The organism is Lelliottia jeotgali (genome assembly GCF_977070485.1).
Window position 1 is genome coordinate 53,371 of the sequence record NZ_CDRVFO010000006.1, and the last position, 25,006, is coordinate 78,376.

General features: G+C 62.1%; 25 protein-coding genes. 14 read left to right on the forward strand and 11 right to left on the reverse strand.

Features of this window, described 5'->3' with window-relative positions; genetic code table 11:
• Positions 1-19: 19 nt before the first annotated feature.
• From spoT to ACW4TB_RS10640, 3 genes are read left to right on the forward strand one after another with little or no spacing between them, the layout of a single operon-like run.
• Positions 20-2,128 carry a bifunctional GTP diphosphokinase/guanosine-3',5'-bis pyrophosphate 3'-pyrophosphohydrolase gene (gene spoT / locus ACW4TB_RS10630; RefSeq protein WP_012312122.1) on the forward strand — a complete coding sequence of 703 codons (2,109 nt, stop codon included), beginning with the start codon at positions 20-22 and terminating at the stop codon, positions 2,126-2,128.
• A 23-nt stretch (positions 2,129-2,151) separates the two neighbouring features.
• A complete protein-coding gene (locus ACW4TB_RS10635) occupies positions 2,152-2,532 on the forward strand; it encodes a RidA family protein (protein ID WP_012312121.1) in 381 nt (126 codons plus the stop codon).
• Between the two features lie 55 nt (positions 2,533-2,587).
• Positions 2,588-3,310 (forward strand): hypothetical protein, encoded by a 723-nt coding sequence (locus ACW4TB_RS10640; RefSeq protein WP_279930203.1) that lies wholly within the window; start codon positions 2,588-2,590, stop codon positions 3,308-3,310.
• A gap of 74 nt (positions 3,311-3,384) precedes the next feature.
• On the opposite strand, the gene ACW4TB_RS10645 is transcribed toward ACW4TB_RS10640, so the two are convergent.
• Positions 3,385-4,242 carry an SDR family oxidoreductase gene (locus ACW4TB_RS10645; protein ID WP_254466932.1) on the reverse strand — a complete coding sequence of 286 codons (858 nt, stop codon included), beginning with the start codon at positions 4,240-4,242 and terminating at the stop codon, positions 3,385-3,387.
• Positions 4,243-4,433: 191 nt separating this feature from the next.
• On the opposite strand from ACW4TB_RS10645, the gene exbB reads away from it, so the two are divergent.
• The 6 genes from exbB to ACW4TB_RS10675 all read left to right on the forward strand — a co-directional run bounded on the left by exbB (position 4,434) and on the right by ACW4TB_RS10675 (position 11,153).
• Complete coding sequence (exbB, locus tag ACW4TB_RS10650) at positions 4,434-5,405, forward strand: tonB-system energizer ExbB (protein WP_012312118.1); 972 nt, start codon at positions 4,434-4,436, stop codon at positions 5,403-5,405.
• A 3-nt stretch (positions 5,406-5,408) separates the two neighbouring features.
• Positions 5,409-5,837 (forward strand): TonB system transport protein ExbD, encoded by a 429-nt coding sequence (gene exbD / locus ACW4TB_RS10655; RefSeq protein ID WP_012312117.1) that lies wholly within the window; start codon positions 5,409-5,411, stop codon positions 5,835-5,837.
• Positions 5,834-6,568 carry an energy transducer TonB gene (locus ACW4TB_RS10660; RefSeq protein WP_012312116.1) on the forward strand — a complete coding sequence of 245 codons (735 nt, stop codon included), beginning with the start codon at positions 5,834-5,836 and terminating at the stop codon, positions 6,566-6,568. The genes exbD and ACW4TB_RS10660 overlap by 4 nt, the downstream gene beginning before the upstream one ends.
• A gap of 94 nt (positions 6,569-6,662) precedes the next feature.
• Positions 6,663-7,589, forward strand: coding sequence for a hydrogen peroxide-inducible genes activator (locus ACW4TB_RS10665; protein ID WP_012312115.1), 927 nt, complete (start codon positions 6,663-6,665; stop codon positions 7,587-7,589).
• A 3-nt stretch (positions 7,590-7,592) separates the two neighbouring features.
• Entirely contained in the window at positions 7,593-9,671 is a 2,079-nt protein-coding gene (gene recG / locus ACW4TB_RS10670; protein ID WP_254466931.1) for an ATP-dependent DNA helicase RecG, read from the forward strand.
• Positions 9,672-9,749: 78 nt separating this feature from the next.
• Positions 9,750-11,153, forward strand: a complete 1,404-nt coding sequence (locus ACW4TB_RS10675; protein WP_012312113.1) for an aminoacyl-tRNA deacylase and HDOD domain-containing protein — start codon at positions 9,750-9,752, stop codon at positions 11,151-11,153.
• A 32-nt stretch (positions 11,154-11,185) separates the two neighbouring features.
• Here the strand turns inward: ACW4TB_RS10675 and ACW4TB_RS10680 are convergent, their stop codons facing one another.
• The 4 genes from ACW4TB_RS10680 to ACW4TB_RS10695 all read right to left on the reverse strand — a co-directional run bounded on the left by ACW4TB_RS10680 (position 11,186) and on the right by ACW4TB_RS10695 (position 13,548).
• Entirely contained in the window at positions 11,186-11,563 is a 378-nt protein-coding gene (locus tag ACW4TB_RS10680; protein WP_254466930.1) for a helicase, read from the reverse strand.
• Positions 11,564-11,709: 146 nt separating this feature from the next.
• Entirely contained in the window at positions 11,710-12,009 is a 300-nt protein-coding gene (locus tag ACW4TB_RS10685) for an HU family DNA-binding protein (protein WP_254466929.1), read from the reverse strand.
• Between the two features lie 188 nt (positions 12,010-12,197).
• The gene (locus tag ACW4TB_RS10690) at positions 12,198-13,346 is read right to left on the reverse strand and encodes an NAD(P)/FAD-dependent oxidoreductase (protein ID WP_279930204.1); all 1,149 of its coding nucleotides are present in this window, start codon (positions 13,344-13,346) and stop codon (positions 12,198-12,200) included.
• Positions 13,347-13,380: 34 nt separating this feature from the next.
• Positions 13,381-13,548 carry a rubredoxin gene (locus ACW4TB_RS10695; RefSeq protein WP_012312109.1) on the reverse strand — a complete coding sequence of 56 codons (168 nt, stop codon included), beginning with the start codon at positions 13,546-13,548 and terminating at the stop codon, positions 13,381-13,383.
• A 131-nt stretch (positions 13,549-13,679) separates the two neighbouring features.
• On the opposite strand from ACW4TB_RS10695, the gene ACW4TB_RS10700 reads away from it, so the two are divergent.
• Together ACW4TB_RS10700 and ubiA are read left to right on the forward strand one after the other, a co-directional pair.
• A complete protein-coding gene (locus ACW4TB_RS10700; RefSeq protein WP_012312108.1) occupies positions 13,680-14,237 on the forward strand; it encodes a chorismate--pyruvate lyase family protein in 558 nt (185 codons plus the stop codon).
• Positions 14,237-15,127: a 4-hydroxybenzoate octaprenyltransferase gene (gene ubiA / locus ACW4TB_RS10705; protein WP_012312107.1), complete on the forward strand. Its 891-nt coding sequence runs from the start codon at positions 14,237-14,239 to the stop codon at positions 15,125-15,127. Before ACW4TB_RS10700 ends, ubiA begins: the two co-directional genes overlap by 1 nt.
• A 72-nt stretch (positions 15,128-15,199) precedes the next feature.
• Here the strand turns inward: ubiA and ACW4TB_RS10710 are convergent, their stop codons facing one another.
• The gene (locus ACW4TB_RS10710) at positions 15,200-15,571 is read right to left on the reverse strand and encodes a COG4315 family predicted lipoprotein (protein ID WP_012312106.1); all 372 of its coding nucleotides are present in this window, start codon (positions 15,569-15,571) and stop codon (positions 15,200-15,202) included.
• A 174-nt stretch (positions 15,572-15,745) separates the two neighbouring features.
• Here ACW4TB_RS10710 and phoB point away from each other — a divergent pair, with 174 nt between their 5' ends.
• From phoB to ACW4TB_RS10725, 3 genes are all read left to right on the forward strand, one after another.
• Positions 15,746-16,435 carry a phosphate regulon transcriptional regulator PhoB gene (gene phoB / locus ACW4TB_RS10715; protein WP_012312105.1) on the forward strand — a complete coding sequence of 230 codons (690 nt, stop codon included), beginning with the start codon at positions 15,746-15,748 and terminating at the stop codon, positions 16,433-16,435.
• A 136-nt stretch (positions 16,436-16,571) separates the two neighbouring features.
• Positions 16,572-17,879, forward strand: a complete 1,308-nt coding sequence (phoR, locus tag ACW4TB_RS10720) for a phosphate regulon sensor histidine kinase PhoR (RefSeq protein WP_012312104.1) — start codon at positions 16,572-16,574, stop codon at positions 17,877-17,879.
• Between the two features lie 116 nt (positions 17,880-17,995).
• Positions 17,996-19,336, forward strand: a complete 1,341-nt coding sequence (locus ACW4TB_RS10725) for a hemolysin family protein (protein ID WP_012312103.1) — start codon at positions 17,996-17,998, stop codon at positions 19,334-19,336.
• Positions 19,337-19,369: 33 nt separating this feature from the next.
• On the opposite strand, the gene ACW4TB_RS10730 is transcribed toward ACW4TB_RS10725, so the two are convergent.
• The 5 genes from ACW4TB_RS10730 to pstA form a co-directional block, all read right to left on the reverse strand.
• Positions 19,370-20,272, reverse strand: coding sequence for a peptidoglycan DD-metalloendopeptidase family protein (locus tag ACW4TB_RS10730; protein ID WP_012312102.1), 903 nt, complete (start codon positions 20,270-20,272; stop codon positions 19,370-19,372).
• Between the two features lie 225 nt (positions 20,273-20,497).
• Positions 20,498-21,400 (reverse strand): response regulator, encoded by a 903-nt coding sequence (locus ACW4TB_RS10735; protein ID WP_012312101.1) that lies wholly within the window; start codon positions 21,398-21,400, stop codon positions 20,498-20,500.
• A 165-nt stretch (positions 21,401-21,565) separates the two neighbouring features.
• Positions 21,566-22,336 carry a phosphate signaling complex protein PhoU gene (gene phoU, locus ACW4TB_RS10740; RefSeq protein WP_012312100.1) on the reverse strand — a complete coding sequence of 257 codons (771 nt, stop codon included), beginning with the start codon at positions 22,334-22,336 and terminating at the stop codon, positions 21,566-21,568.
• Between the two features lie 131 nt (positions 22,337-22,467).
• Positions 22,468-23,268 carry a phosphate ABC transporter ATP-binding protein PstB gene (gene pstB / locus ACW4TB_RS10745; protein ID WP_196998186.1) on the reverse strand — a complete coding sequence of 267 codons (801 nt, stop codon included), beginning with the start codon at positions 23,266-23,268 and terminating at the stop codon, positions 22,468-22,470.
• Between the two features lie 135 nt (positions 23,269-23,403).
• The gene (gene pstA, locus ACW4TB_RS10750) at positions 23,404-24,999 is read right to left on the reverse strand and encodes a phosphate ABC transporter permease PstA (protein ID WP_455842977.1); all 1,596 of its coding nucleotides are present in this window, start codon (positions 24,997-24,999) and stop codon (positions 23,404-23,406) included.
• Positions 25,000-25,006: the final 7 nt, after the last annotated feature.

Here is a 25,006-nt window from a genome sequence, read left to right on the forward strand (position 1 = left end):
CTCGGCAAGAGGTGAAACCATGCCGGGCATAGAAGCCTTAGCCGAACGGCTGTCGACCTACCTGGGCCCCGAACAGGTCAACCTGGTTCGCCGGGCCTATTTCTACGCCGAACAGGCACACGATGGGCAACGCCGCCGCAGCGGCGAGCCCTATGTGACCCATCCGTTGGCCGTGGCCAGCATCCTCGCCGACATGCACATGGACCATCAGAGCCTGATGGCGGCCATGCTGCACGATGTGATCGAAGACACCGGCATCGCCAAGGAAGCCCTCAGCCAGCAGTTTGGCGAAACGGTTGCCGAGCTGGTCGATGGGGTCAGCAAACTGACCCAGATGAACTTCGAGACCAAGGCCGAAGCGCAGGCTGAAAACTTCCAGAAGATGGCCATGGCCATGGCCCGCGATATCCGCGTGATCCTGGTCAAGCTGGCTGACCGCCTGCACAACATGCGCACCCTGGAAGTGCTGTCTGGCGAAAAACGCCGACGCATCGCCAAGGAAACCCTGGAAATCTACGCGCCCATCGCCAACCGGCTGGGCATGCACACTGTGCGCGTAGAGTTTGAAGACCTCGGCTTCAAGGCCATGCACCCGATGCGCTCGTCGCTGATCCACCGGGCGGTCAAGAGCGCACGCGGCAACCGCAAAGAGATCGTCGCCAAGATCGAACACTCGCTGGCCAACTGCCTGGCTGCCGATGGTATTCAAGGCGAGGTCAGCGGCCGGCAGAAACACCTCTATGGCATCTACAAGAAGATGCGCGGCAAGCGCCGCGCCTTCACCGAGATCATGGACGTGTACGCCTTCCGCATCATCGTCGACAAGGTCGACACCTGCTACCGCGTGCTCGGCGCCGTGCACAACCTGTACAAGCCGCTGCCCGGGCGCTTCAAGGACTACATTGCGATCCCCAAGGCCAACGGCTATCAGTCGTTGCACACCACGCTGTTCGGCATGCACGGCGTGCCCATCGAAATCCAGATCCGCACCCGCGAAATGGAAGAGATGGCCAACAATGGCATCGCCGCACACTGGCTGTACAAGTCCAACGACGACGAGCAGCCCAAAGGCAACCATGCGCGCGCTCGCCAGTGGGTCAAGGGCATCCTCGAACTGCAGCAGCGTGCCGGCAACTCGCTGGAATTCATCGAGAGCGTGAAGATCGACCTGTTCCCTGACGAGGTCTATGTCTTCACGCCCAAAGGCAGGATCATGGAGCTGCCCAAAGGCTCCACCGCCGTCGATTTCGCCTATGCAGTGCATACCGATGTGGGCAATAGCTGCATCGCCTGCCGCATCAACCGGCGCCTGGCGCCACTGTCCGAGCCGCTGCAGAGCGGTTCGACGGTCGAGATCGTCAGCGCCCCGGGCGCGCGGCCCAACCCGGCCTGGCTCAACTTCGTGGTCACCGGCAAGGCCCGTACGCACATCCGCCACGCACTCAAGCAGCAGCGACGTTCCGAGTCGATCAACCTTGGCGAGCGCCTGCTGAACAAGGTGCTGACCGGTTTCGACAGCAGCCTGGAGCAAATCCCTCAGGAGCGTATCAACGCAATTCTCGCCGAGTACCGCCTGGAGCTGATCGAGGACCTGCTCGAAGACATTGGCCTGGGCAACCGCATGGCCTATGTGGTGGCCCGCCGCCTGCTGTCAGCCGAAGGCGAACCGCTGCCAGCACCGGAGGGCCCACTGGCGATCCGCGGCACCGAAGGCCTGGTATTGAGCTACGCCAAGTGCTGCACGCCCATTCCGGGCGACCCGATTGTCGGCCACCTGTCGGCAGGCAAGGGCATGGTCGTGCACCTGGAGAACTGCCGCAACATCAGTGAAATCCGCCATAACCCGGAGAAGTGCGTACAGCTTTCCTGGGCCAAGGACATCACCGGCGAATTCAATGTCGAGTTGCGTGTCGAGCTGGAACACCAGCGCGGCCTGATTGCCCTGCTGGCCAGCAGCGTCAATGCCGCAGACGGCAACATCGAGAAGATCAGCATGGACGAACGCGACGGCCGCATCAGCGTTGTCCAACTGGTGGTCAGCGTGCACGACCGCGTGCACCTGGCTCGTGTGATCAAGAAGCTGCGTACGCTGACCGGCGTGGTCCGCATCACCCGCATGCGTGCGTAGTCCGCCAACCGCAAGGAGTCATCATGAGCAAGACCGTCATCAACAGCGACAAGGCCCCTGCCGCCATCGGTACCTACTCGCAAGCGATCAAGGCCGGCAACACCGTTTACATGTCGGGCCAGATCCCGCTGGACCCGAACACCATGGAACTGGTTGAGGGCTTCGAAGCCCAGACCGTACAGGTCTTCGAGAACCTCAAGGCCGTTGCCGAAGCCGCGGGCGGTTCGTTCAAGGACATCGTCAAGCTGAACATCTTCCTCACCGACCTGAGCCACTTCGCCAAGGTCAACGAAGTCATGGGCCGCTACTTCGAGCAGCCGTATCCAGCCCGTGCAGCCATTGGCGTTGCCGCGCTGCCAAAAGGCGCCCAGGTAGAAATGGACGCCATCCTGGTCATCGATTGATGCCGCAGGTGACGGGCGCCTTGCCCGTCACCTTTCAGTTCAAGGTTAACCTACCATGCGTCAAGCACTGCCCCTCGCGCTGGCAGCCCTGCTTCTGAGCGGCTGCGCCAGCCACAAACCCGAAGACTTCAATGGTACCTGGATCAACCAGGACGCCATCAACGCCGCCGTCAAAGGTGGCAGCCTGCGTCAGGCCCTCAATGAACACGGCCCCATCTTCGAGTGGAAACTCGATGTAGCCAGCCAGCAGGCCAGCTACAGCAATGGTTTCGAGGCCGCCGACGGTCAATTGAGCGCCACCGACAAGCAATGGCAAGCCAACTTCCCGGGCGGCCAGACCGAACAGCTGGCGCTGGACGGCGCCGAGCTGAAAGCCACGGACACATCCGGTGCCGAACGCAGTTTCGTCCGCGCCACACAGCCCGGTGCACCCTTGGGTAGCAGCTTCGAGAAAGCACTGTACCAGGCATATCTGGGCGGGGACTGGAAGATTGTCGAAGGCCAGGGCAAAGGTGGCGTCGTCCGTTTCGCTGATAACGGCGGCGTAACCGGCCTGCCCGGCCCGGACCGCTATGCGCTGTGCCTGGCCGGCGATTGCGCCAGCATGGGGGGCAGCAACGACAGCCTTTGGCTTGAGCGCAACCAACGTGGCGCGCCATTCATCTTCAAGCGCGATGGCGACAAGCTGGAGATCTTCCAGGCGCTCAACCGTGCCCAGCCCGATGAAATCCCTCAACTGGCAGCCGGTACTCGCCAGTGGGTGCTGGAGAAGGACTGACTCAAGCCCCGTAAGGCTTCACTGGCCCTATCGCCGGCTTGTCGGCGATAGGGCCAGCAGCAACACAGCAGGCTTCAGCCTTCACCTTTCAGGATCGCCGCGTACCCTTCCTTGTAACTCGGATACTCCGGTACCCAACCCAATGCCCGCACCCGGGCATTGCTGCAGCGCTTGCTGCCAGTGCGGCGCACCCGCTGCTCGTCGGACCATTCGGTCACGCCCATGTACGCTCGCAACCAGCCAACCACATCGGCCAGCGGCGCAGGGTCGTCGTCAACGCCTATATAGCAATCGTCCAACGCCACACCATCGGCATCGGCCTGCAGCAGGAACGCCAGCAGGCTTGCGGCATCCTCGGCATGAATACGGTTGCCATACAGCGGCGGCTCGGTCGCCACCCGATAGCCCTGACGCACCTGGCTGAGGAGCCACTCACGCCCTGGGCCATAGATCCCTGTCAGGCGCACGATGGTTGCCGGCATGCCGCTGGCCAGGGCCAGCCGCTCAGCCTCCAGCATCACACGCCCCGAATAGCCTTGCGGCTCGGTAGGTGCGGTCTCATCGATCCACTCCCCATCCTTTTGTGCAAAAACACTGCTGCTGGACACGAACAGCAGGCGGCGCGGGCGCTGCCCGCGCTCGGCCAGCCAACCCAGCACGTGACGCAAGCCTTCAACGTAAGCGCTTTGATAACCCGCCTCATCGTGCTGGCTGGCGGCTACGCAATACACCAGATAATCCGGCGAATGCTGCGGCCAAGCGTGGGGCATGCCCGAATCGGACAGGTCGGCAGCGATCGGTACAACACCCTGTGGCAGGTGTTCGACCGAACGGCGCAGGCCGCTTACCTGCCAGCCACGGGCGAGCAATTGGCGAGCCAGCCGGCCGCCGACATCACCACAACCTACGATCAATACGGAACGGTCTGACATCACTTAACTCCCTAGACCAAAGGATCAGGCTAGCCGGATTACACGATAGGCGGCTAGACCATGGGCGAAAAAAGCAACGAGATTACTTTTGTTAACAAGAATTACTTGCAATAATGGCACCCCTATCTGTTCTCGGCCTATCTCGAGGCCTTGGAGAACGCACACTTTTTTCTTCATCAGGTCCGGCCAGCATGACACGTACTCACACTTCCGCTTCGCCAACCCCGTCACGCGCCTGGCGCGCCATTGCCGCGCTGATGTTCAGCCTGGTGCTGGCCCCAGTAGCCATGGCCGATGAGCCCAATACCAACGTCAGTACCCCTGCAGCTGCAAGCGCGCCGGCCACCCCTGCCGCCGAAGGCCAGGCACCTGCTGGCGACGCTCAGGTCGCAACGCCGGTCGATGCGCCGGCGGCAGCGGCCCCAAGCACCGAAGCCGTGGTCGAGAACACTTCGCTGGGCATGGCCCATGACCTGTCCCCATGGGGCATGTACAAGAACGCCGACGTTGTTGTGAAAGCGGTCATGATCGGTCTGGCCATTGCCTCGATCATCACCTGGACCATCTGGATCGCCAAGGGCTTCGAGCTGATGGGCGCCAAGCGTCGCCTGCGCGGCGAAATCGCACAGCTGAAGAAGTCTGCCAGCCTCAAGGAGGCCAGCGAAGTCTCCAACAAGGAAGGCACCCTGGCCCACACGCTGGTCCACGATGCTTTGGAAGAAATGCGCCTGTCTGCAAACGCCCGTGAAAAAGAGGGCATCAAGGAACGCGTGAGCTTCCGCCTGGAGCGTCTGGTGCATGCCAGCGGACGCAACATGAGCAGCGGCACCGGCGTGCTCGCCACCATCGGGTCCACCGCGCCGTTCGTCGGCCTGTTCGGTACCGTGTGGGGCATCATGAACAGCTTCATCGGCATCGCCAAAACCCAGACCACCAACCTGGCCGTCGTTGCCCCCGGTATCGCCGAAGCCCTGCTGGCCACCGCCCTGGGCCTGGTCGCAGCGATCCCGGCCGTAGTTATCTACAACGTCTTCGCCCGCTCCATCGCCGGCTACAAAGCTCAGGTTTCCGATGCTTCGGCGCAGGTTCTGCTGCTGGTCAGCCGTGACCTGGACCACCAGGGTGGCGAGCGCGTCGCCCCGCACATGGTGAAAGTGGGGTAAGCCATGGGCCTGCATCTCAACGAAGGTGGCGACGACCTCGCCGAAAACCACGAAATCAACGTCACGCCGTTCATCGACGTGATGCTGGTACTGCTGATCATCTTCATGGTGGCCGCGCCCCTGGCCACGGTCGACATCAAGGTCGACCTGCCGGCTTCGACTGCCAAGCCGGCACCGAGGCCGGAAAAACCGGTGTTCGTCAGCGTCAAGGCCGACCAGAAGCTGTATGTCGGTGACGATCAGGTGCCTGCACCCAGCCAGCTTGGCCCGATGCTCGACGCCAAGACCAAGGGCGACAAGGAAACCACCATCTTCTTCCAGGCCGACAAAGGCGTGGATTACGGTGACCTGATGGAAGTGATGAACAACATGCGCGCGGCCGGCTACCTCAAAGTCGGTCTGGTAGGTCTCGAGACGGCAGCCAAGAAATGACGAAGACGCGGCACAATCTGGCGCGTTACAGCGGCAGCCTGGCACTTGTGCTGGGTGTCCATGCCGTCGCTGTGCTGCTCACGCTCAACTGGTCGGTGCCCCAGGCCGTCGAGCTGCCCCCGGCAGCCATGATGGTTGAACTGGCACCGCTGCCCGAGCCCGCACCGCCACCACCACCGAAGGCCGCTCCACAGCCGCCGGCACCGGTCGAAGAGCCGCCGTTGCCCAAGGTGGCTGAAGCGCCCAAACCAAAGATCGCCATCGCCAAGCCGCCCAAGCCCAAACCCAAGCCTCAACCGCCGAAGCCTGAGAAAAAGCCTGAGCCGCCGAAGGATGAGCCACCGGCCAAAGAACAGGTCGTGGACACCCCACCAACCAACACGCCACCGCAGAAGTCGGCGGCACCGGCACCAAGTATTGCAGCGAACAGCAAAGCGTTGCCTACGTGGCAGAGTGATCTGCTGCGCCACCTGGCGAAGTACAAGCGCTACCCGGAGGACGCACGTCGCCGGGGCCTTCAGGGCATCAACCGCCTGCGCTTCGTGGTCGATGCTGAAGGCAAAGTGGTCTCGTACTCCATGGCAGGAGGTTCGGGCAGCGCAGCACTGGACCGGGCAACCCTGGAAATGATCCGCCGGGCCGGCAAAGTGCCCAAGCCGCCTGCGGAATTGCTGAACAATGGCACGATTGAAGTCGTAGCACCGTTCGTCTACTCGCTGGACCGTCGCTGAGACTTTTGTTTCTGTCACAAATCGGCAAGTCTGATAACGTGCGTCTATCGATTGCAGCCGCTATGCTGGCCTCGCAACTTCATGGACGCACGTTATGACCCTCACAGAACTACGCTACATCGTCACTCTTGCCCAGGAACAGCACTTCGGCCACGCCGCCGAGCGTTGCCATGTCAGCCAGCCCACTCTGTCCGTCGGTGTCAAAAAACTTGAGGACGAGCTTGGCGTGCTGATCTTCGAGCGCAGCAAGAGCGCGGTGCGACTGACGCCAGTCGGTGAAAGCATCGTCGCCCAAGCACAGAAGGTACTGGAGCAGGCGCAGGGCATCCGCGAACTGGCCCAGGCCGGCAAGAACCAGCTCACCGCCCCGCTCAAGGTCGGTGCGATCTATACCGTCGGCCCTTACCTCTTCCCGCACCTGATCCCGCAGCTGCACCGCGTGGCACCGCAGATGCCCCTGTACATCGAAGAGAACTTCACCCACGTGCTGCGCGAAAAACTGCGCAACGGTGAACTCGACGCAGTGATCATCGCCCTGCCGTTCAACGAAGCCGACGTGCTGACGCTGCCACTGTACGATGAGCCATTCTGTGCCCTGATGCCCGCCGACCACCCTTGGACGGCGAAAAAAACCATCGACACCGCCATGCTCAACGACAAGAGCCTGCTGCTGCTCGGCGAGGGCCACTGCTTCCGCGACCAGGTTCTGGAGGCCTGCCCGACGCTGAACAAGGGGGGCGAAGGCGCCAAGCACACCACGGTGGAGTCCAGCTCGCTGGAAACCATCCGCCACATGGTCGCTTCGGGCCTGGGCGTGTCGATCCTGCCGCTTTCGGCGGTGCACAGCCACCACTACGCACCAGGGGTCATCGAGGTGCGGCCGCTCACCGCACCGGCACCGTTCCGCACTGTAGCCATCGCCTGGCGCGCAAGCTTCCCGCGGCCCAAGGCCATCGAGATCCTTGCCGACTCGATTCGCCTCTGCTCGGTAGCCAAGCCCGCTGTGGAACAACCGGCCTGAGTCATGACTGAGCTGTCGAAGGTCTCTGTCACCGCGCTCAAGGGCGTAGGCGAAGCCATGGCGCAGAAGCTCGCCAAGGTGGGCCTGGAAAACCTGCAGGACGTGTTGTTCCACCTGCCGCTGCGTTACCAGGACCGCACCCGGGTGGTGCCTATCGGTGCCCTGCGCCCCGGCCAGGACGCCGTGATCGAAGGGGTGGTCAGTGGCGCCGATGTGACCATGGGCAAACGCCGCAGCCTTGTAGTGCGCCTGGGTGATGGCAGCGGCGTGCTCAGCCTGCGCTTCTATCACTTCAGCAATGCGCAAAAGGAAGGCCTCAAGCGCGGTACCCACCTGCGCTGCTATGGCGAGGCCCGCCCCGGCGCCTCGGGCCTGGAGATCTACCATCCGGAGTACCGTGCACTCAATGGCGACGAGCCGCCACCGCCGGTAGAGCAGACCCTGACGCCGATCTACCCGTCTACCGAAGGCCTCACCCAGCAGCGCCTGCGCCTGCTCTGCCAGCAAAGCTTGGGTATGCTTGGCCCACGCAGCCTGCCGGATTGGTTGCCGGACGAACTGGCCCGGGACTACCACCTGGCACCGCTGGACGATGCCATCCGCTACCTGCACAACCCGCCGGCCGATGCCGACCTTGATGAGCTCGCCGAAGGCCAGCACTGGGCCCAGCACCGCCTTGCCTTCGAAGAGCTGCTCACCCACCAGCTGTCGCAACAGCGCCTGCGTGAAAGCCTGCGCAGCTTGCGCGCACCGGTTCTGCCCAAGGCCAAGCGCCTGCAGTTGCAATACCTGGCCAACCTGGGCTTCAAGCCGACGGGCGCACAGCAGCGGGTAGCCGATGAAATCGCCTACGACCTGAGCCAGGCCGAGCCGATGATGCGCCTGGTACAGGGTGATGTCGGCGCCGGCAAGACCGTAGTTGCCGCACTGGCGGCGCTGCAGGCACTGGAGGCCGGCTACCAGGTGGCGCTGATGGCGCCCACCGAGATTCTCGCCGAGCAGCACTACATCACCTTCAAGCGCTGGCTGGAGCCGCTGGGCCTGGAAGTCGCCTGGCTGGCCGGCAAGCTCAAGGGCAAGGCCCGCGCCAGCGCCCTGGAACAGATCGCCAACGGTGCGCCGATGGTGGTGGGTACCCACGCGTTGTTCCAGGAAGAAGTGCAATTCAAGCACCTGGCCCTGGCGATCATCGACGAACAGCACCGTTTTGGTGTGCAACAACGTCTGGCCCTGCGCAAGAAGGGTGTCGCAGGCGAACTGTGCCCGCACCAGCTGATCATGACCGCCACCCCGATCCCGCGCACGCTGGCGATGAGCGCCTATGCCGACCTCGACACCTCGGTGCTCGACGAATTACCGCCAGGGCGCACGCCGGTAAATACCGTGCTGGTGGCCGACAGCCGGCGTTTCGAAGTGGTCGAGCGGGTGCGCGCCGCTTGCGCCGAAGGGCGCCAAGCCTATTGGGTCTGCACCCTGATCGAAGAGTCCGAAGAACTTACCTGCCAGGCAGCCGAGAGCACCTACGAGGAGCTGGGCAGCGCCTTGGGGGAACTGCGCGTGGGCCTGATCCACGGGCGCATGAAACCCGCGGAAAAGGCCGCGGTGATGGCCGAATTCAAGCAAGGCGACCTGCAACTGCTGGTCGCAACCACGGTGATCGAAGTGGGTGTGGACGTCCCCAACGCCAGCCTGATGATCATCGAGAACCCTGAACGCCTGGGCCTTGCCCAACTGCACCAGTTGCGCGGCCGGGTAGGCAGGGGCAGCGCGGTGAGCCACTGCGTGCTGCTGTATCACCCGCCGCTGTCGCAGATCGGCCGCGAACGCCTGGGAATCATGCGCGAAACCAACGACGGCTTCGTCATCGCTGAAAAGGACCTGGAGCTGCGCGGCCCGGGCGAGATGCTCGGGACGCGCCAGACCGGCTTGTTACAATTCAAGGTCGCCGACCTGATGCGCGATGCCGACCTGTTGCCAGCCGTGCGCGACGCCGCACAAGCCCTCATTGCACGCTGGCCCGAGCACGTCAGCCCGCTGCTCGACCGCTGGCTGCGCCACGGCCAGCAATATGGCCAAGTGTGACGTCAGTACCAGAATGGATCCAGCTTTGCGACCAGACTGGTTATACTTCGCGTTTAAAAGAATCAGTGGATACGGACCATGACTGAAGCTGCCCTGGACACCGCAACCCCACACGCACCGTCTGTTATCCGGCTGTTGCTCGAAAAACTGGGCGTTGCCTATCGCGAGGTGCCAGAGCATACGCAACTGCCGGCTGCTTCACGGGTACAGGCGATCCTGCTCGATGACGAAATCGGCGCATTGATGGTGCTGTTCCCGCAGAGCAAGCTGCTGGACCTCAATCGTCTGGAAGAGCTGACGGGCCGCAAGCTCAAAGCCGTGCCGGTACAACGCCTGAAGCAGATGCTCGACAAGCACCATCTGAAGGCCTTGCCTGCGATTCCGGCACTGACCAGCTCGCCCTGCCTCTATGAAGGCAAGTTGCTCGATGCCGAACGCCTGTTGATCCAGTCCGGCGAAGCCGGTCTGTTGCTGGAAATCCAGCGTGACGACTTCAAGCGCATGATGCAAAAGGCCAGCGCTGGCACTTTCGGCCAACCCGTAAGGGAAATCCGCCCCAATCTCGACCGCCCGGATGATGACTCCAGGGAGATTACCCTTGCAGTGCAGGCATTCACCGCCCGCCGCATCCAGAAGCGCCTGGAAGAAACCATAGAGATCCCGCCACTGGCCGATACGGCGCAGAAAATCATCAAGCTGCGGGTCGACCCCAACGCCAGCATCGACGACATCACCGGTGTGGTCGAAACCGACCCGGCTCTGGCCGCACAAGTCGTCAGCTGGGCAGCCTCGCCCTATTACGCTTCCCCAGGCAAGATCCGCTCGGTGGAAGATGCCATCGTCCGCGTCCTTGGCTTCGATCTGGTGATCAACCTGGCCCTGGGCCTGGCATTGGGCAAGACGTTGAGCCTGCCCAAGGACCATCCGCAACAGGCGACGCCGTACTGGCAACAGTCGATCTACACCGCGGCGATCATCGAAGGCCTGACCCGGGCCATGCCCCGTGCCGAACGCCCTGAGGCCGGCCTGACTTACCTGGCCGGGCTGCTGCACAACTTCGGCTATCTACTGCTGGCCCATGTGTTCCCGCCGCACTTCTCGCTGATCTGCCGCCATCTGGAGGTCAACCCGCACCTGTGCCACACCTATGTGGAGCAGCACCTGCTGGGTATCAGCCGCGAGCAGATTGGCGCCTGGCTGATGAAGCTGTGGGACATGCCCGAAGAGCTGTCGACCGCGCTGCGCTTCCAGCATGATCCTGCCTATGACGGCGAATACTCGGCGTACCCCAACCTGGTGTGCCTGGCGACCCGTCTGCTGCGCTGCCGCGGCATCGGCTCGGGGCCGCAGGAGGCGATCCCTGACGAGTTGCTGGAGCGCCTGGGCGTTACCCGGGAGAAGGCTGAGGACGTCGTGAACAAGGTGCTCGAGGCCGAGAGTTTGCTGCGCGAACTGGCGTCGCAGTTCAACGCACCGCACTGAAAACTTTGGGGCTGCACTGCAGCCCCAGCTATTCAGCCTTTTTTCTTCTTCGGTTTCAGGTATTTCATCAAACCCTGGAACCACATCACCAGTGCCGGATTTCCCTTGATCTGGATGCTCTTGTCCTGAATGCCCTGCATGAACGCCAACTGCTTGTTGCTCGCCTGCATCGTGGCGAAGCCATAGGCAGCGTCCTTGAAGGCAATAGCAAAGGCTGGCTGCGGATGAGCGCCGCCTTTGCTGCTGATGCGCTCGCCATTGACGATGAAGTGCCGTGCAACCTTGCCATCGAGCGTCTGCATCTGGAACACGAGGTCCTTGTCCTTGAGTTGCTGCTGAAAAGCCGGGTTGTTACGGCTGGCCCTGGCCATCAACAGCCCCAGGGCCCAGAGAAGAAAGCGGAACTTCATCAACGCGCCTCGAATAAAAAATGACTGAGCTGCGCAGTTTATCCGTTTCCTGAACTATTTACGCAGACTCGCAGCACGATGCTTTCCGAAAGCACAACGGGCGCCCTGAGGCGCCCGTTGACCAGAGGCTGCAAGTCAAACGTCGGTCATTTGACTTTCTTGGCCGGCTTGGGGGGCACATTGACGCTCTCACGCAGGTTTTTGCCAGGCTTGAAGGCCACAGTATTGCTGGCCTTGATTTTCACCGGCTCACCGGTCTGAGGATTCTTGCCGGTACGGGCGCCGCGATGCCGTTTTTCAAAAGTGCCGAAGCCGACGAGGGTCACGGTGTCTTTGTCCAGCGCACCGGTGATGCTGTCGAGAATGGCATTGAGCACTTGATTGGCCTTTTCCTTGGTCAGATCGGCCTTTTCGGCGATGACGGCGGCGAGTTCTGGTTTACGCATAATGAAGCCTCTTTGACGGGAATTCTTGTTGTTATTGCCGTGCTGCCCGTGAGGCAGCGTTCAAGGCACCGCAGGCTCTAATCTGCGGCAGACGGAAGTGAGAATGGCACGCCGACCGGGGCCGCGCCAGTATCTGGGCGGCCATTGTGCGGTCAACTACAGGATAAATCCGACAGAACGCCCGCTGTTTACGCCATCAGCGCAGGCAGCTGCCGGTTCAGGGCCAGTTTTTCCGTGACGGCGCTGCCTGTCAGGGCATAGCCCAGCAGCTGGCCGTCAGCAGCGTGACAGAGCACTTTCAGGTCACTGCCCTGCCCTTGCACCTGCCAGTTACCTTCACGACCAGGTGGCAGTGGCGAAACCACCAAAGGGCAAGCAGGTGTTTTCACAGTAATGGGCATCGGCCCGTAACTGACCTGCGTCGGGTTGCCTGTCAGCGTCTGGGCCAAGGCTCGCGCGCAGGCCATCAACGGCATCACATAGAGCAGGTTGATGCCTTCGACCTCTGCGCAGTCGCCCAGCGCGAAAATGTTGCCGTGGGAGGTGCGCAGTTGGCGGTCCACGACTACGCCGCGGTTGGTCTGCAGGCCGGCTGCAGCGGCAAGGTCGGTGCGTGGGCGCAGGCCGATGGCCGATACCACCAGGTCGCAGGCGATCACGCTGCCGTCGGACAAGTGCGCCTCAAGGCCTTCGCTAACCCGCTGCAGGCGAGTGAGTACGGGGCCCAGGTGAAAACGCACGCCCAGCCCTTGCAACCCGCTCTGAACGGCAGCGGCAGCGGCAGGATGCAACAGGGTCGGCATGACCTGCTCGCACGGTGCCACCACATCGACCTCAAAACCACCCAGGCGCATGTCATTGGCGAACTCGCAGCCGATCAGGCCGGCTCCGAGGATCAGAACACGCTGCTTGCCAGCTGCGGCAGCACGCAAACGTGCGTAGTCTTCCAGATCATTGACCGGGAACACATGATCAGCCCCGTCGCCCTCGACCGGCACTTGCACGGTCTGCGCACCCCAGGCCAGCACCAGATCGCGATACTCCACCGCTTCTTCGCCAATCCACAGGCGCTTGTGGCCAGGGTCGATACCGCTGATACACGTGTGGGTGCGGATAACCGCCTTGAGTTGCTCGGCCATGGCCCCCGGCTCGGCCATGCACAGGCCATCCGCGTCCTTTTGCTTGGCGAAGCCAGTGGAGAGCATGGGCTTGGAATAGGAGCGACCGTCGTCGGCCGTAATCAGCAGCAGCGGCGTCTCGCCATCGAGCTTGCGAAACTCACGGGCCAGGTTGTAGCCGGCCAGGCCGGTCCCGATGATGACCACGGGGGACGTCATTTCGTGCTTTCCTCTTGGTTGAACAGCATTGCGATCAGCCGATGGCGATCATTTCAAAGTCGCTTTTGCCAACGCCGCAATCGGGGCACAGCCAATCTTGCGGCACATCCTCCCAGCGGGTACCCGGCGCGATGCCGTCATCCGGCCATCCTTGGGCCTCGTCGTAGATCAGGCCACAGACAATACACTGCCACTTCTTCATGATTTGTCGTTCCTCGGTACAGGCTCAGGCTTTGTCATGCGGGCTCAGGGCCCTTACGCGGGCATTATGCAAGCAGTTGGGGCAATCATGCTAAGCTCGCCGCCTCTCTGGCTGTAATCAAGCATATCGACGTGTCGTACGAATCCCCGCAAGCAGCCGCTGTCGCGTGGCTGGCGTATCCACAACTGGCGGTCGATACCGACCAGCCTGCCCTCGACTGGCTGTTCGACGAAGGTTCCCTGACTCGCCGCCTTACCCGACTGTCTCACGATCATTTCAGCGTGACTCCGCTGTTCGAGGGCTGGCAGGCGCTGCGCGATGACGAATGCCTGGCGCTGGGTATCGCGCCAGGCGCTGAAGGCTGGGTGCGCGAGGTGTACTTGCGCGGCCATGGTCAGCCTTGGGTCTTCGCCCGCAGCGTGGCCAGCCGTAGCGCCCTGGAACGCGGCGGTTTGCACCTGGAAACCTTGGGCAGCCGTTCGCTGGGCGAGTTGTTGTTCTGCGACCAGGCGTTCATCCGTCACCCCATTGAAGTGTGCACTTATCCACAGCAGTGGTTACCTGTCGAAGCGGCCCATGCAGGGTTGTGGGGGCGGCGCTCGCGCTTCGAGCGCGATGGCCTCGATCTGCTGGTGGCCGAAGTATTCCTGCCGGCACTGTGGCAAGCAGCCAAGGAGGAAAACTGCTGATGTACCTGCAACTGCTCAAGTCGCTCAACCGCGTGCACCCGCGCGCATGGGACTTCATCCAGCTCAGCCGCATGGACCGGCCGATCGGCATCTACCTGCTGCTGTGGCCGACCCTGACGGCGGTGTGGATTGCAGGCCTTGGTTCGCCCACCTTGGCCAACGTGCTGATCTTCGGCCTAGGCGTGGTGCTGATGCGTGCCGCTGGCTGCTGCATCAATGACTTCGCCGATCGCAAGGTCGATGGCCACGTCAAACGCACCGCCGACCGCCCGCTGGCCAGTGGGCGGGTCAAGCCACGCGAGGCGCTGGCGCTGTTCGGGATCCTGGTGGCGGTGAGCTTCCTGCTGGTGCTGTGTACCAACAGCAAGACCGTGTGGCTGTCATTCGGCGCGGTGGCTTTGGCGTTCTGTTACCCGTTCATGAAGCGCTACACCTATTACCCGCAGGTGGTGCTGGGGGCTGCGTATTCCTGGGGTATCCCCATGGCCTTCACTGCCGCCGGCGGCGAGTTGCCGGCCAGCGCCTGGCTGCTGTACATCGCCAACCTGTTGTGGACGGTGGGCTACGATACCTACTACGCCATGGTCGATCGGGACGATGACCTGAAAATCGGGGTGAAATCGACCGCGATCCTGTTCGGCGAATCCGACCGGATGATCATCCTGACCCTGCAGATGCTGTCGCTGGGCTGCCTGTTGCTGGCGGGGAGCCGCTTCGAGCTGGGTGGCTGGTTCCATCTTGGGCTGCTGGGCGCCGCCCTGTGCTTTGCCTGGGAGTATTGGTCGACGCGCAAGCTGGACAGAGAGTCGTGCTTCAAGGCGTTTCTTCACAACCACTGGGCGGGGCTGCTGGTGTTCATGGGTGTGGTGCTCGATTACGCCCTGCGCTGAACACAACCTCGGCAAGCCACCCTGTGGGAGCTGGCTTGCCGGCGATTGGGCCGCAAATCGGGCCCAGCCATCTCAAGGCTTGGCGACGTGCCAGACGTCTTTCAAACCATCACCTGTCATGTCCCCAGCCTTTTTGTCCTTCACAAAGGTATAAAGAGGCTTGCCGTCATAAGCCCACTGTTTCTTGCCGTCGTCGCGCATCACCACCGACCACTTGTCCTTGGCAGGCTCGTCATCGGCCTTGACCAGCAGCGGCGGCCAGTTGGCGGCGCACTCACCGTTGCACATCGACTTGCCGCCAGCATCCTTGTCGAAGGTGTACAACGTCATACCCGCATGGTCGACCCACATGCCGTCCTTCTCCATGGCATGGTGGGCCGACGCTACCCCGGGCAGTGCCATTGCAGCACAAAGGGCCATCCAGCTCAGCGTGTGTCGTGTCATTGGAATCACCGTGAATTCGGGGGTGGAGTGAGTTCGAACAGCCGCCGCGGCAGCCCCTTCTAGCCTAGCCCAGTCATGCAATGTCGCCAGAATGGCCAACGCCCTGTCACACAGCTGCAATAATTCCGTTATCTAATGCGGGCCAGACACGACATTCCAGGAGAGGTTTACAGCATGGTTGGCAGAAACATTCTGATCGTCGACGACGAAGCGCCCATTCGCGAGATGATCGCCGTTGCATTGGAAATGGCCGGCTATGACTGCCTGGAAGCCGAGAACTCCCAACAGGCCCACGCAATCATTGTCGACCGTAAACCGGATCTGATCCTGCTCGACTGGATGCTGCCGGGCACCTCCGGCATCGAGTTGGCTCGCCGCCTCAAGCGCGATGAGCTCACCGGCGATATCCCGATCATCATGCTCACCGCCAAGGGCGAAGAGGACAACAAGATCCAGGGCCTGGAAGTCGGCGCCGACGACTACATCACCAAACCCTTTTCGCCTCGGGAACTGGTGGCGCGCCTGAAAGCCGTACTGCGCCGCGCTGGCCCGAGCGACAGCGAAGCCCCGATCGAAGTCGGCGGCCTGCTGCTCGACCCGATCAGCCACCGCGTGACCATCGACGGCAAACCGGCCGAAATGGGCCCCACCGAATACCGCCTGCTGCAGTTCTTCATGACCCACCAGGAACGCGCCTACACCCGGGGCCAGTTGCTCGACCAAGTCTGGGGCGGCAACGTCTACGTCGAGGAGCGCACCGTCGATGTGCACATCCGCCGCCTGCGCAAGGCACTGGGTGAAGCCTACGAAAATCTGGTACAAACCGTCCGGGGCACTGGCTACCGCTTCTCGACCAAAAGCTAGCTGCGAGCTTCAAGCCTCAAGCTGCAAGGAAAACAAGCAGCATCCAGGCTAGACAAAGGACTATCAGCATCACCGATCCGCTTCATCTTGCAGCTTATCGCTTGCAGCCTGCGGCTGGATCCGAAGGATCTGTCAATTGAACCAGAACTGGCACGCAACCCTCATTCGCCACCTGCTCCTGCTGATCACTGTCTGCTTGATAGGCGGCCTGGTCAGCGGTTTTTACGGATGGAGCCTGGCCATCGGCCTGGGCTTCTACCTGGGCTGGACCCTCAAACAGTTGCTGCGCCTGCATGACTGGCTGCGCAACCATCAGCCCGACGAGGCACCGCCCGACGGCTATGGCCTGTGGGGCGAGGTGTTCGACAGCATCTACCACCTGCAACGACGCGACCAGCGCGTACGCGGCCGTCTGCAGGCAGTGATCGACCGGGTGCAGGAGTCCACCGCCGCACTGCGCGACGCGGTGATCATGCTCGACAGCGACGGTAACCTGGAATGGTGGAACCGCGCCGCAGAAACCCTGTTGGGCTTCAAGACGCCGCAGGATGGCGGCCAGCCGGTCACCAACCTGGTACGCCACCCACGCTTCAAGGAATACTTCGAGTCGCAAAACTTTGCCGAACCGCTGGAAATTCCCTCCCCCATCAATGACCGCATGCGCGTGCAACTGCACCTCACCCGCTACGGCAACAACGAACACCTGATGCTGGTGCGCGACGTTACTCGCATCCATCAGCTCGAACAGATGCGCAAGGACTTCGTGGCTAACGTCTCGCACGAGTTGCGTACACCGCTGACGGTGATTGCCGGCTACCTGGAAACCCTGCTGGATAACGTCGAAGACGTTAACCCCCGCTGGAACCGGGCGTTGCAGCAGATGAGTCAGCAAGGTTCGCGCATGCAGACGTTGCTCAACGACCTGCTGCTGCTGGCCAAGCTGGAAGCGACCGATTACCCGTCGGACAACCAGCCGGTGGCAGTCGACACCCTGCTCGGCGCGATCATGAACGACGCCCAGGCGCTGTCCGGGCCGCGCAACCAGCGCATTACCCTGGAGGCCGCGCCGGGCCTTCGCCTCAAAGGCAGCGAGTCAGAGTTGCGCAGCGCTTTCTCCAACTTGGTGTTCAACGCGGTGAAGTACACCCGGGACGAAGGCAACATCCGTATCCGCTGGTGGGCCGACGACCAGGGCGCCCACCTGTCAGTGCAGGACTCGGGAGTCGGTATCGACGCCAAGCACCTGCCGCGGCTGACCGAACGTTTCTACCGCGTCGACTCCAGCCGCGCCTCCAACACCGGAGGTACCGGCCTGGGGCTGGCGATCGTCAAGCATGTGCTCATGCGCCATCGCGGGCGCCTTGAGATCAGCAGCGTACCGGGCCATGGCAGTACCTTCACCTGTCACTTTGCCCCCGCACAACTGGCTAACGGTGACGCTTGATTCCAAGGGCCACTTTGCTTTTGCTGCCCCAGCCGCTACATTGACCCCCCTGTGCCAGCAAAAGCTGGCACTTTTTTTCTACCTTTCCCAAAGACGGACCCCGTAAAAAATCCATCATGGACCCTTCCCCTGGTATCAGCCTCACCTCGTTATTCGCCGATTTCGGCATGATTCTCTTTGCCCTGTTCCTGGTGCTGCTCAACGGCTTTTTCGTAGCCGCCGAGTTCGCCATGGTCAAGCTGCGCTCAACGCGTGTCGAATCCATTGCAGAGCAGCACGGCTGGCGCGGCAGCATCCTGCGCAAGGTACATAACCAGCTCGACGCCTACCTGTCGGCCTGCCAGCTGGGTATCACCCTCGCCTCTCTGGGCCTTGGCTGGGTCGGTGAGCCGGCATTCGCCCACCTGCTAGAGCCGCTGCTGGCGTACCTGGGCGTGGACACGCCAGAGTTGATCAAGGGTGTCTCGTTCTTCGTCGCCTTCTTCGTCATCTCGTACCTGCACATCGTGGTCGGTGAGCTGGCGCCCAAATCCTGGGCGATCCGCAAGCCCGAACTGTTGTCGCTGTGGACTGCGGTGCCGCTTTACCTGTTCTACTGGCTGATGTACCCGGCCATCTACCTGCTCAACGCCAGTGCCAACACCATCCTGCGCTTTGCCGGCCAGGGCGAGCCTGGCCCGCACCACGAGCACCATTACAGCCGTGAAGAGCTCAAGCTGATCCTGCACTCCAGCCGTGGCCAGGACCCGAGCGACCAGGGTATGCGTGTACTGGCCTCGGCCGTGGAAATGGGCGAGCTGGAAGTAGTCGACTGGGCCAACTCGCGCGAAGACATGGTCAGCATCGACGCCCATGCGCCACTCAAGGAAATCCTGGCTCTGGTGCGCCGCCACAAGTTCAGCCGCTATCCGCTGTACGACGCCGAGCGTGAGGAGTTCACCGGGCTTTTGCACATCAAGGATCTGCTGCTGGAACTGGCCGAGCTCGAGCACCTGCCCGAAACCGTCGACCTCGAAGACCTGGCCCGCCCACTGGAGCGTGTATCGCGGCACATGCCGTTGTCCCAGCTGCTGGAGCAGTTCCGCAAGGGCGGTGCGCACTTCGTGCTGGTCGAGGAAGCCGATGGCAAGGTGATCGGCTACCTGACCATGGAAGATGTGCTGGAAGTGCTGGTGGGCGACATTCAGGACGAACACCGCAAGACCGAGCGCGGCATCCTGGCCTACCAGCCAGGCAAACTGCTGGTGCGTGGCGACACGCCGCTGTTCAAGGTGGAGCGCCTGCTGGGCATCGACCTTGACCACATCGAAGCGGAAACTCTGGCCGGGCTTATCTACGAAACGCTCAAGCGCGTGCCTGAGGAAGAGGAAGTGCTGGAAGTCGAAGGCCTGCGCATCATCATCAAGAAGATGAAAGGGCCCAAGATCGTGCTGGCCAAGGTGCTCAAGCTCGACTGAACTGGCGGGGCCGCTTGGCGGCCCCTGACAATTTCAGGGATTACCCGCAGTAAAGTTCGGCAAACCGCCAATCGGCCGGTCGAACTGGAAGGGGATCGACTCCAGCGCCAAGCCGACGTTGCGCTGCACCACGAAATGCAGGTGGGGGCCAGTGCTGTTGCCAGTATTGCCCGACTTTGCCAACGCCTGCCCCAATGCCACCTGCTGCCCCTCGGCCACTACCACTGAACCGCGCATCAGGTGCAGATACACTCCCATCGTGCCGTCCGGGTGAAGAATGCGCACGAAATTGCCTGAGGGGTTGGTACCTCGTCCGCTCTGGTTGTTCTCGATCTTCACCACCATCCCACCCCTCGCCGCAATGATCGGGGTGCCCTCCGGCATGGCGATGTCCATGGCATGACGGCCCTTGGGACCGTAATGGCTGAAGCGGCCGTTGGGCCCTTGAGTCAGGCGGAAAGGGCCGCCTTTCCATGGGAAAGGATAACGATAAGCCTGCGAGCGCTGACCGGGGTCACCCATGGCGTACTGAAATTTGCTGGCATAACGGAGCGGCCCGCCGGGTGCCGCCAGCACCGAGCTGAGCACCTTGGTCGAGCGTGGCCCGACTACGGCCCGCACGATCCGCGGGCCGTTGCCGCCGAAGGCATTGGCCAACTGATCGACGCGCAGTTCAACCTGCATGGGCACGTACAGCTCATTGCGCACCAGGAAGCGTACGCCGCCAGGAAACGGCTCGGTTTGCAGGCGTACCTGACCCTCTAACTGCTCGAACATCGGCTCGCGCAGCTCCAGCGCTTTGGCACCTGGGCTAGGGCGCTCGGAATAGGAAGCCACGCCGAAATTGTCGGTGGTCTTGTAAATGGTCATGCCCAGGCTCGACGCCGAGGCCGTGAGCAAGGCACAGAACAGCAGCAAGCGGGCGGCGGCGGGCATGATGGTGGCTTTTTGACAGTGGCGTTCTGTCGAAGCCTAGCAGTGGGATCCGGGAGCGGTATGACAGTTGGTCGGAAGACCGCCGCAGCTCTGTAGGAGCGGCCTTGCGTCGCGAAAGGGCTGCAGCGCAGCCCCAGCCATGCTTGCCGCGCCGCAAAACGGGGGACGCTGTACAGCGCTTTCGCGGACGCAAGGCCGCCCCTACAGAATCGGAGTACGACGAAACTAGGCGCCGGGGGTGAAGTGCTTCTGCGTGGTGCCGCGGGCAATCAGCCGCGACAGGTAGTCGAGCTTCTGCGCATCTTGGTCGACGAATTTGAAGGTCAGTTGCAGCCAGTCGCTTTCAGGTTTCGGCTCCAATGCCGCAATGGCATGCAGGTAACCGTTCAGGCGAGCAACTTCAGCGCTCTCGCCCTGCTCAAGGTCCAGTACAGCGCCTTCGAGCACCTGTGGCAGCACTGCACTGCGTCGTACCACCAGCAGCGCCTCCTTGAGGCTCAGCGCCTTGATCACACAAGGCTGAGTACCACTGGAAAGGCGCAGCTGGCCTTGTCCACGCCCGGTCTGCGCAGCGGCTGCGGCGGCCGTCTGCGGTTTCGGTGCATTGATCAACGGCTTGGCCGGCACAGCCGCAGCAGGCGGGGCCTTGACCGCTTCTGGTTTGCCCCCGGTCAGCGCGCTCAACGAATCGTTGGCGAACGCCGAATTCACCCGCGCCTGGCCACCGGCGACCAAACTTTCAAGCTTGCCGATCTTGGTCAGGGCTTTCTTCACCTTGGTCAGCAACTGCTCGTTGGTAAATGGCTTGCCAACGAAATCGGAGACGCCCGCCTGAATGGCCTGGATGACATTTTCCTTATCGCCGCGGCTGGTCACCATGATGAACTGCAGGTTCTTCATCTCTGGCTGCTGTCGGCACCAGGTCAGCAGTTCAAGGCCGGACATTTCGGGCATTTCCCAGTCGCACAGCACCAGGTCGAAGGTTTCCTTGCCCAGCATGGTCATGGCCTTGCGGCCGTTGACCGCATCCTCGATGACCATGCCCGGGAAGGCATTACGCAGGCACTTCCTCACCAGATCACGGATGAACGGGGCGTCATCCACGACCAGCACATTGACTTTACTCATCGATACTCCTCTTGAATCCCGACTAGCCTACCGTCGATTGGTGGCCATTTGCCAACACCTGGATCACGCCGGGATCTCTTTGCATCGTTCGCGGGTGCCTGCTGACTGCTCAAGCGCAAACGAAAACGCCCGGCGAAGGCCGGGCGTCGATGCTCGGGAGCAATCTTATTTATCGTCCGGTTCAGCCGGAACATTAGCAATTTCAGCCTCATCGCCAGCCGTGCCCTGAACTTCGGCTTTCATGCGCTTGAGGCCCATGTGACGTACGTCGGTACCGCGCACCAGGTAGATCACCAGTTCCGAGATGTTGCGTGCGTGGTCGCCGATACGCTCCAGCGAACGCAGGGCCCAGATGACGCTCAGTACCCGCGAGATCGAGCGCGGGTCTTCCATCATGTAGGTCACAAGTTCACGCAGGGCGGTCTTGTACTCGCGGTCGATGGTCTTGTCGTACTGGGCCACCGACAGAGCCAGGTCGGCATCGAAGCGGGCGAAGGCATCCAGTGCATCGCGCACCATGTTGCGTACCTGGTCGCCAATGTGGCGCACCTCGACGTAGCCGCGCGGCGATTCGCCTTCTTCGCACAACTGGATGGCGCGGCGGGCGATCTTGGTCGATTCGTCGCCAATACGCTCCAGGTCGATCACCGACTTGGAGATGCTGATGATCAACCTCAGGTCGGAGGCCGCCGGCTGGCGACGGGCGAGGATGCGCACACACTCCTCGTCGATGTTGCGCTCCATCTGGTTGATCTGCTCGTCGACTTCACGCACCTGCTGGGCCAGGCCCGAGTCGGCTTCGATCAGTGCGGTAACCGCGTCATTGACCTGTTTCTCGACCAGCCCGCCCATGGCCAGGAGGTGGCTGCGCACCTCTTCGAGTTCGGCGTTGAACTGCTGGGAAATGTGGTGCGTCAGGCTTTCTTTGTTGATCATCGTTTCGCTCCGCGAAGCTGCAAGCTGCAAGCCTCAAGTAGTTCGTGTCGTTTCCTGGCTCCGCGCTAGCTGCTTTTTTTTGAAGCTTGAAGCTTGCAGCCCAAAGCCTGCAGCCGCGCCCAAAAGCGCCGTTAGCCGTAGCGACCGGTGATGTAGTCTTCGGTCTGCTTCTTCGCCGGGTTGGTGAACAGGGTGTCGGTATCACCGAATTCGACCAGTTTGCCCATGTACATGAACGCGGTGTAGTCCGAAACACGGGCCGCCTGTTGCATGTTGTGGGTCACGATAACGATGGTGTACTTGGATTTCAGTTCGTAGATCAGCTCTTCGACCTTCAGCGTCGAGATCGGGTCCAGTGCCGAGCAAGGCTCGTCGAGCAGCAGTACTTCAGGCTCGACGGCGATGGTACGGGCGATGACCAGACGCTGTTGCTGGCCGCCGGACAGGCCCAGCGCGGAGTCGTGCAAACGGTCTTTCACTTCCTCCCACAACGCAGCGCCCTTGAGCGCCCACTCGACCGCTTCGTCCAGCACGCGCTTCTTGTTGATGCCCTGAATACGCAGGCCATACACCACGTTCTCATAGATGGTCTTGGGGAACGGGTTTGGCTTCTGGAACACCATACCCACGCGACGGCGCAGCTCGGCCACGTCCTCGCCCTTGCGGTAGATGTTGTTGCCGTACAGGTTGATGGCACCTTCAACACGGCAACCGTCAACCAGGTCGTTCATGCGGTTGAAGGTGCGCAGCAGCGTCGACTTGCCACAGCCCGAAGGGCCGATGAAAGCCGTCACGCGCTGCTTGGGGATGTTCATGCTGACGTCGAACAACGCCTGCTTGTCGCCGTAGTACAGGCTAAGGCCGGGTACTTCGATAGCCACGGTCTCTTCGGCCAGACGCAGGCTCTGCTTGTCGCGGCCCAGGGCAGCCATGTCGATGCCGTGGGTGTGGGATTCTTGCTGCATGGTCTCACTCCGTTTGTAGCTGCAAGCTTTAAGCTGCAAGCTGCAAGTTAGGGCAAAGCGGCACTCCTTTTGGAGCTTGCCGCTTGTGGCTTAAAGCTTCAATCAGTGGTCCAGGGCCTTGTACTTCTCGCGCAGGTGGTTACGGATCCACACCGCCGAGAGGTTGAGGGTGGCGATCACCATCACCAGCAGCAGCGCAGTGGCGTATACCAGCGGTCGCGCGGCCTCGACGTTGGGGCTCTGGAAGCCGACGTCGTAGATGTGGAAGCCCAGGTGCATGATCTTCTGGTCCAGGTGCAGGTACGGGTAGTTACCGTCCAGCGGCAACGACGGCGCCAGCTTGACCACACCCACCAGCATCAGCGGCGCTACTTCACCAGCGGCACGGGCCACGGCGAGGATCATGCCGGTCATCATTGCCGGGCTGGCCATTGGCAGCACGATTTTCCACAGGGTCTCGGCCTTGGTCGCGCCAAGCGCCAGCGAGCCTTCACGCACGGTGCGTGGAATACGCGCCAGGCCTTCCTCGGTGGCCACGATCACCACCGGCACGGCCAGCAGCGCCAGGGTCAGCGATGCCCACAGCAGGCCTGGCGTGCCCAGGGTCGGTGCCGGCAGCGATTCGGGGAAGAACAGGCGGTCGATCGAACCACCCAGCACGTAGACGAAGAAGCCCAGGCCGAACACGCCGTAGACGATGGCCGGAACCCCCGCCAGGTTGTTCACGGCGATGCGGATCAGGCGCGTCACCGGGCCTTGCTTGGCGTATTCGCGCAAGTAGACCGCCGCCAGCACGCCGAACGGGGTGACGATCACGGCCATGATCAGGGTCATCATCACGGTACCGAAAATCGCCGGGAAGATACCGCCTTCGGTGTTGGCTTCACGAGGATCGTCGCTGAGGAATTCCCAGACCTTGGCGAAATAGGTGCCCATCTTGGTAAAGCCGGACATGGCGTTAGGCTGGATGGCGTGCACGACCTTGCTCAGGTTGATCTCCACTTCGCGGCCGTTGCCGTCGCGAGCGACCAGGCTGTCGCGGGAGAAGGCCTGATGCAGGCTGCTGAGGCGGTCTTCGATGGCCTTGTAGCGGCTGTTCAACTCGGCGCGTTCGGCATCTATGTCGGCCTGGGCCGTAGCGTCCAGCTTGCCTTCCAGTTCCAGCTTGCGGCCTTGCAGGCGCAGGCGCTCAAGACCATGGTTGATGGCACCGATGTCTTTTTTCTCAAGCTGCTGCAGCTCGCTGTTGAGCTGGTTAGCGCGTTTCAGGCGTGCCTGCAGCTCGTTCCAGGCGCCAGCGCCCTCGGCGACCACGCGGCCTTGTTCCTTGACGCTCACCAGGTAGCCGTAGAAGTTGCCCCATTCGCGGCGCTCCAGGGCGATCAGGTCGACCGGACGCTGCTCGTCGACCAACCATTCACCGACCACCCAAGTGAAGTCACTGCCGTTGAGGTCACGGTTACCCACCTTGATCAGCTCACGGGTCATGAACTCCGGGCCTTCGTCCGGCACCGGCAGGCCGGCACCCTTGAGGCGAACGCGGGGCACTTCTTCTTTCTGAACCACTTCACCGACGATGACGTGGTCACCCTGGCCCGGCACCTTATAGGTGGCCTGGACCAGGTCGGCGGGCCAGAAGTGGCCCAGGCCGCGTACGGCAATCACGGCCAGCAGGCCGACGGTCATGATGACCGCCATGGCGACC

Excerpts from the sequence above, each read along its gene's own strand:
- spoT (WP_012312122.1), top strand. The coding sequence starts at position 20 with ATGCCGGGCATAGAAGCCTTAGCCGAACGGCTGTCGACCTACCTGGGC.
- ACW4TB_RS10635 (WP_012312121.1), top strand. The coding sequence starts at position 2,152 with ATGAGCAAGACCGTCATCAACAGCGACAAGGCCCCTGCCGCCATCGGT.
- ACW4TB_RS10640 (WP_279930203.1), top strand. The coding sequence starts at position 2,588 with ATGCGTCAAGCACTGCCCCTCGCGCTGGCAGCCCTGCTTCTGAGCGGC.
- ACW4TB_RS10645 (WP_254466932.1), bottom strand. The coding sequence starts at position 4,242 with ATGTCAGACCGTTCCGTATTGATCGTAGGTTGTGGTGATGTCGGCGGC.
- exbB (WP_012312118.1), top strand. The coding sequence starts at position 4,434 with ATGACACGTACTCACACTTCCGCTTCGCCAACCCCGTCACGCGCCTGG.
- exbD (WP_012312117.1), top strand. The coding sequence starts at position 5,409 with ATGGGCCTGCATCTCAACGAAGGTGGCGACGACCTCGCCGAAAACCAC.
- ACW4TB_RS10660 (WP_012312116.1), top strand. The coding sequence starts at position 5,834 with ATGACGAAGACGCGGCACAATCTGGCGCGTTACAGCGGCAGCCTGGCA.
- ACW4TB_RS10665 (WP_012312115.1), top strand. The coding sequence starts at position 6,663 with ATGACCCTCACAGAACTACGCTACATCGTCACTCTTGCCCAGGAACAG.
- recG (WP_254466931.1), top strand. The coding sequence starts at position 7,593 with ATGACTGAGCTGTCGAAGGTCTCTGTCACCGCGCTCAAGGGCGTAGGC.
- ACW4TB_RS10675 (WP_012312113.1), top strand. The coding sequence starts at position 9,750 with ATGACTGAAGCTGCCCTGGACACCGCAACCCCACACGCACCGTCTGTT.
- ACW4TB_RS10680 (WP_254466930.1), bottom strand. The coding sequence starts at position 11,563 with ATGAAGTTCCGCTTTCTTCTCTGGGCCCTGGGGCTGTTGATGGCCAGG.
- ACW4TB_RS10685 (WP_254466929.1), bottom strand. The coding sequence starts at position 12,009 with ATGCGTAAACCAGAACTCGCCGCCGTCATCGCCGAAAAGGCCGATCTG.
- ACW4TB_RS10690 (WP_279930204.1), bottom strand. The coding sequence starts at position 13,346 with ATGACGTCCCCCGTGGTCATCATCGGGACCGGCCTGGCCGGCTACAAC.
- ACW4TB_RS10695 (WP_012312109.1), bottom strand. The coding sequence starts at position 13,548 with ATGAAGAAGTGGCAGTGTATTGTCTGTGGCCTGATCTACGACGAGGCC.
- ubiA (WP_012312107.1), top strand. The coding sequence starts at position 14,237 with ATGTACCTGCAACTGCTCAAGTCGCTCAACCGCGTGCACCCGCGCGCA.
- ACW4TB_RS10710 (WP_012312106.1), bottom strand. The coding sequence starts at position 15,571 with ATGACACGACACACGCTGAGCTGGATGGCCCTTTGTGCTGCAATGGCA.
- phoB (WP_012312105.1), top strand. The coding sequence starts at position 15,746 with ATGGTTGGCAGAAACATTCTGATCGTCGACGACGAAGCGCCCATTCGC.
- ACW4TB_RS10725 (WP_012312103.1), top strand. The coding sequence starts at position 17,996 with ATGGACCCTTCCCCTGGTATCAGCCTCACCTCGTTATTCGCCGATTTC.
- ACW4TB_RS10730 (WP_012312102.1), bottom strand. The coding sequence starts at position 20,272 with ATGCCCGCCGCCGCCCGCTTGCTGCTGTTCTGTGCCTTGCTCACGGCC.
- ACW4TB_RS10735 (WP_012312101.1), bottom strand. The coding sequence starts at position 21,400 with ATGAGTAAAGTCAATGTGCTGGTCGTGGATGACGCCCCGTTCATCCGT.
- phoU (WP_012312100.1), bottom strand. The coding sequence starts at position 22,336 with ATGATCAACAAAGAAAGCCTGACGCACCACATTTCCCAGCAGTTCAAC.
- pstB (WP_196998186.1), bottom strand. The coding sequence starts at position 23,268 with ATGGCTGCCCTGGGCCGCGACAAGCAGAGCCTGCGTCTGGCCGAAGAG.
- pstA (WP_455842977.1), bottom strand. The coding sequence starts at position 24,999 with ATGGCGGTCATCATGACCGTCGGCCTGCTGGCCGTGATTGCCGTACGC.